Here is a 4,806-nt window from a genome sequence, read left to right on the forward strand (position 1 = left end):
GCGCCCACACACCCCGCATATGCTCGATCTCGGCCGAGGCGGTGCTGGCCACGTCCAGAACCCGCGTCTTGGCCCCCAGCCCGTCTGCCCCGGCCGTCCGGGTCGTGGTCAGAATGTGCGCGTGATGGTTCCGGTTGTCCCCTTCCCGGCCGGGTTCATGGATCGCTACATCGGCCACCACCCCGTACCGCTCCACCAGATCACGGGCGAAATCCCGGGCTAGTTCTTTCCGTGCGCCCGCGTCCAACTCGGCCGGTAACGCCAGTTCGTATTCCCGGCCGGTCTTGGCGTCCTTCCGCTTCTCGGCTGCCTCGACTGCGTTCCACAGAGCGTTCCGGTCCTGCGCCCAGTCCGCACCATCCGGAGCCACGATGAACGCATCTTCTACCCCCTGTTTGCGGGTGTAGTCGTGTGTCACGCCCTGCCGCTCGTCCGTCAGCTCCTGACCGGCACGATAGGCAGCCGCAGCCACAACGCTGCGACCAGCCGAACGCGAGATGGATTTGACGGACAGGTGGTAGATCGCCACGTGCGAGAATCAAATCTCGCTATATGTCACATCATCTCCGAATTTTTCTTTTAGGTATTTTTCCAATTTAGAAGGGTCTTCGTCAGGAAAAAATAGCCCCTGATCGACAGAACTTGTTAGATCATCTCCTGTCGCAGAATCAGTTATAGATTCAATCTGTGCATGACCGCCCATACCAGCTCCTTCGGGTGTCTCACGGTCAAGAGTTATTTCTAAGTCCATTGTTAGTTCCTTATTTTCCATTTGGAATATCCAAACGCACGCATTGCAAAGCAATGCTAAAGTGCGCCCTTTACTCCTTTGTCACAAGGGTTGTCTGCACTCCACGGTAAATCAGGAAAACTTCCGAAAATCAGGTATCCTCAACAGGGTCACGCGAAAATGGAAACCACAACAGACCATTGCACCCACTTGGTGCGGGAGGAAAAATGACACCCATCGAGAAGGCGAAACAGCAGGTCGAACAGGCGAAGGCCCGGTATCAGGCTTTGCTCGCCAGACAGAACGCCGAGGAACGCAAGCTGGACACCCGACGCAAGGTCATTCTCGGAGGTCTACTGATTGACGTGGCCGGAAAGGATGAACGCTTCGGCCGTGTCATTGACGAGCTGATGAAACGTATCACCCGCGACCACGACCACAAGGCGTTCGAAGGGTGGCAGAAGCCGGAACCTGATCGGTCATGATCGACGAACGCGAGCTGGATGACGGACTGGCCGCGTTCGACCAGCTCGGCCGGGAAATGGCGGAGACGAACCGTCTGCTCCGGGCCGTCCGAACTGATCAGGCCACCCGGAACCAGCAAGAACACACCCTGTCTGCCGAAATGCGGGCTGCGCTTAAACAGGCCACAGGAGCCTCACAGGAGGCGCTACAGGCCAGTCAGACCGAAATACGTTCATCTCTACTCTGGACGGGACTGACGGCCTTCCTGATCGTTCTGGTGGCGTTTGGCGGGGGATATTTCTTCGGTCAGCGGTCCGGATGGGAAACCGGGCATGCGGAAGGATACCAGAAAGCCCGGAATCAGGAGACGGCCGCGAGCTGGGCCAACACCCCGGCCGGACAGCGGGCTTATGGCCTCGATCGGCAGGGTAGCCTTGACCTGCTGACCATGTGCCGTGGGAACGGATGGACCACGGAACGCCAGAAAGGCGGGACCGTCTGCTTCCCGTATGCGGACCCTAAGGGGAACGTGACTGGCTGGTATCTCCCCTGACCATCACCGGGGTAGGAAAGCCGGCCAGCTTCTTCATCGCTTCCTAAGCCATTTTCTCTTATCCGATTCTGCCGGCGTTACAGGGGCCGGGCGAGCGCGGAGCGGGAGCGGCGTAGCCTGCCCGTAGGGCGCCGGAACAGACATCGAAATGGCAGTTTTCCACCACAAAAAGGGGGGACAACAGGGGGATTAGATTCTTTTCTCTTTCTTAGGGATCGCTACATCCCGCAGGAATCAGGCAGAAACAGATTGTTTTAAGTCTCAGATTCTGAGACCACTAGGCCTCAGAATCTGAGACTTAAAGGCAGGTTCTCCACAAGGAGCGAGATATGGCCCGAATTGTGCGCCTCACCACTAAGCCGCAGCGATCCGGACAGGAGGAAGCCGCACAGACGGCAGAGCAGCTCTCGCTCCTGTCTAAAGAACTTCTGAAGCATTTGCCTGGAGAGGCGCGTATAGCCATCTCACGAGCTACATACGCGCTCCAAAAGGCAGCACGACCAGACACTACTGAGGGACTTTGGCCGGGAGGTTTCACCATGTTGAGCCGTATACAGACCGCCGCAATCTGGGACGCCATCCGCGAATTATCGTCAGATGATCGCCCAAATCAGGTCCGTCATGCTTTCGATCTGGTGCTGCTCAATCTCCGGCAGGATACAGGCGAAGTTTTACTCACGCGTGACCAACTCGCCGATCGGATCGGATGTGCGCCCAAAAACGTCAGCACCATCATGGGAACGCTAGAAAAGATGGGCGTGATCCGTCGCGAACGCCGCAGGATCGAAGGTGTACAAGGCCGAGGGATGGCTGTGTATTTCATCAACCCACATGTAGCATGGAATGGCTCACTGGATGCCCGTAAGGCACAGGCCGCGGAAAACAGGCCACCCATGCAGCTCGAACTTCTCCAAGGAGGGGCATCATAGCTTGTTTGACGGCCTCTTTGTCTAACATGTCAGACAGTTTTACGTGACATGTCAGACTATCGAAAGCACAGTGTCTGACATGACAGACAAAAAGGTCAGACATGTCAGACGAGCCTAAGCCGTGGTCTATTCGAGGCGTCACTCCGGAAATCCGAAACGCCGCTCTTGCCGCCGCCAAACGAGACAATGTGACCATCGGCGAATGGTTGGACAGAGCTATTCGTTCTCACATAAAAAACGCCAGAAATCCCGACGAAATCACATCAGGCAAACCTGTCAGACACGCGTCAGACCTGTCAGACGCAGAAAGAATTGTCGGCATGATCGCTCAACTTTCCAACGCGGGTGCCCCCATCCCCAAAGCCATCGCCAGCAAAGCCTATGCTGTCTTGAGAGAAAGCCTAAAGGGCATACAGCAACGCCAGCCCGCACTGCGCCTTCCGTCCTCTGACGAACCTTTATTGCCTCTCTAATAAACGCGCTATTGACGTAGTAGCGCCCTCCCCTTGCAGATGCCAGATGCAACAAGGGGATCGGTAGTAGCGACCCCCCTTGCAGATGCCAGATGCAACAAGGGGGTCGGTAGTAGCGACCCCCCTTGCAGATGCCAGATGCAACAAGGGGATCGGTAGTAGCGACCCCCTTTGCAGATGCCAGATGCAACAAGGGGATCGGTAGTAGCGAGTTTTTTATTGAGCCTATAATTAGTAATGTTGCCAGTAACTCAAAGAATTTTAGGAAAAAACCATGAACGAAATTATTCCGTTTTCTTTTGAAGGAAGCAGTGTTCGCATTGTTATGAAAGGAGATGTTCCTTGGTTTGTAGCAAAAGACGTAACTGATCTATTAGAAATATCAAATACAAGCGATGCAATATCTAGACTTGATAATGATGAAAGAGATTTTGGAGAAATATCAACAAATGGTGGAAGGCAAACAGTCGCAGTAATAAATGAATCTGGAGTTTATGCTCTAGTTTTTACAAGCAGAAAAGAACAAGCTAAAAAATTTAGAAAATGGGTAACTGACACAGTATTACCTAAAATCAGGAGAACAGGTAATTTTTCTCTATCTGGTGGAATGTCTAGAGATTGGATTGAAAGATTACAAAGAATAGGTGGCTTTGATCATCAGACTCATTTTTCTGTTTTTGAAGAAGTCGATTATTTAATTGGTAGAGCTTTTACTGTATCAGGAATACGTTTTCCCGATACTGGAGACTTATCACAAACTCCAAGGCCAGATATATCAGTAGGTAGATTATGGTCATCAAAAGTAAAAAGAAGAGAAGATGCTGACGACATATTAAGAGATACCATTATGTACCGTCATTGGACGCCAGCCATGACAATAGAAGCCCGTGCTTATCCTATAAGGGTTATAGGTGATTTTAGAGCTTTTGTTTTAAATGATTGGCTAACCGGAAGAATGCCTGATTATTTTAGTGATAGAATTTCAACGTTAGTGCCCTATATGCCTCAATTAGAAATGGGAGTGAGAAAATTACTTTCTCAAATGGGGCCTAGGTAAATCTGATTTTTTGTATTGCCGAACATATAAAACGACACAGACGTATATTTACTTGTCGGGGCAACAAAATAACGGATTAATGAAAAATGAAAATAAGCTCCCTCATTAGAACCTCATACTCGGCCCACGATCTCGGGGCCGCCTGAATGTTGGTTCTTCGATCTCCTTCGCAAGTTGCCTCTGCTGCGCCTCCTCAGCGATCCGAATGTCCTGCTGGCGTCTGATTTCAGCCTGACGCGCCAGCTCTTTCCTCTGGCGCTCGGCCTCCCTCTCCCTCTCCATCCGCTGCCCGATCTTCCGGGCCAGACCAACCGCCAGCCTTGCCCGCTTCTCAAGGCTGGAAAATAGCTCCTGCGCCGTCTCCACGGCCTTGCGGGCGGTTTCCAGCACCCGGTTCCGCTCGCGGATCTCCGCGTTCTGCTTCCCTAAACCCGTCACCGGCTCCCGGCCGGGAATCTCTCGGGCTGCCTGACGCTCCATGGCGGTCGCTGAAACCCCCATATGCCGGGTCGGCTCCTGTTCCTTCCCCTGGCGCTCGAAGCTCCGGTGATCCACCCGCTGTTCGACCTGGTGCCATTCCAGCGCCGTGTTCACCTGGC

General features: G+C 53.1%; 8 protein-coding genes. 5 read left to right on the forward strand and 3 right to left on the reverse strand.

The annotated features are described in order from the left end of the window. Window positions 1-529 (reverse strand): MobQ family relaxase (gene mobQ / locus GKA01_RS13405; protein WP_167506390.1); only part of this gene is annotated, 529 nt, incomplete at its 3' end. Between the two features lie 9 nt (window positions 530-538). Continuing rightward, complete coding sequence (locus tag GKA01_RS13410) at window positions 539-772, reverse strand: hypothetical protein (RefSeq protein ID WP_146864109.1); 234 nt, start codon at window positions 770-772, stop codon at window positions 539-541. Between the two features lie 185 nt (window positions 773-957). On the opposite strand from GKA01_RS13410, the gene GKA01_RS13415 reads away from it, so the two are divergent. The 5 genes from GKA01_RS13415 to GKA01_RS13435 all read left to right on the forward strand — a co-directional run bounded on the left by GKA01_RS13415 (window position 958) and on the right by GKA01_RS13435 (window position 4,207). Further along, window positions 958-1,215, forward strand: coding sequence for a mobilization protein (locus GKA01_RS13415; protein WP_146864112.1), 258 nt, complete (start codon window positions 958-960; stop codon window positions 1,213-1,215). Next, window positions 1,212-1,748: a replication protein gene (locus tag GKA01_RS13420; protein WP_146864115.1), complete on the forward strand. Its 537-nt coding sequence runs from the start codon at window positions 1,212-1,214 to the stop codon at window positions 1,746-1,748. Before GKA01_RS13415 ends, GKA01_RS13420 begins: the two co-directional genes overlap by 4 nt. A 539-nt stretch (window positions 1,749-2,287) precedes the next feature. After that, a complete protein-coding gene (locus GKA01_RS13425) occupies window positions 2,288-2,677 on the forward strand; it encodes a helix-turn-helix domain-containing protein (RefSeq protein ID WP_228120084.1) in 390 nt (129 codons plus the stop codon). 101 nt (window positions 2,678-2,778) lie between these two features. Beyond that, window positions 2,779-3,150 (forward strand): hypothetical protein, encoded by a 372-nt coding sequence (locus GKA01_RS13430; RefSeq protein ID WP_146864121.1) that lies wholly within the window; start codon window positions 2,779-2,781, stop codon window positions 3,148-3,150. A 274-nt stretch (window positions 3,151-3,424) separates the two neighbouring features. Next, the gene (locus tag GKA01_RS13435) at window positions 3,425-4,207 is read left to right on the forward strand and encodes a BRO-N domain-containing protein (RefSeq protein WP_146864124.1); all 783 of its coding nucleotides are present in this window, start codon (window positions 3,425-3,427) and stop codon (window positions 4,205-4,207) included. A 105-nt stretch (window positions 4,208-4,312) separates the two neighbouring features. Here GKA01_RS13435 and GKA01_RS13440 read toward each other — a convergent pair. After that, window positions 4,313-4,806, reverse strand: a 494-nt coding sequence (locus tag GKA01_RS13440) for a MobA/MobL family protein (RefSeq protein ID WP_167506391.1), incomplete at its 5' end; no start/stop codon positions are given.

Origin of the sequence: Gluconobacter kanchanaburiensis NBRC 103587 (genome assembly GCF_007988905.1) — a bacterium.
Classification (GTDB): domain Bacteria; phylum Pseudomonadota; class Alphaproteobacteria; order Acetobacterales; family Acetobacteraceae; genus Gluconobacter; species Gluconobacter kanchanaburiensis.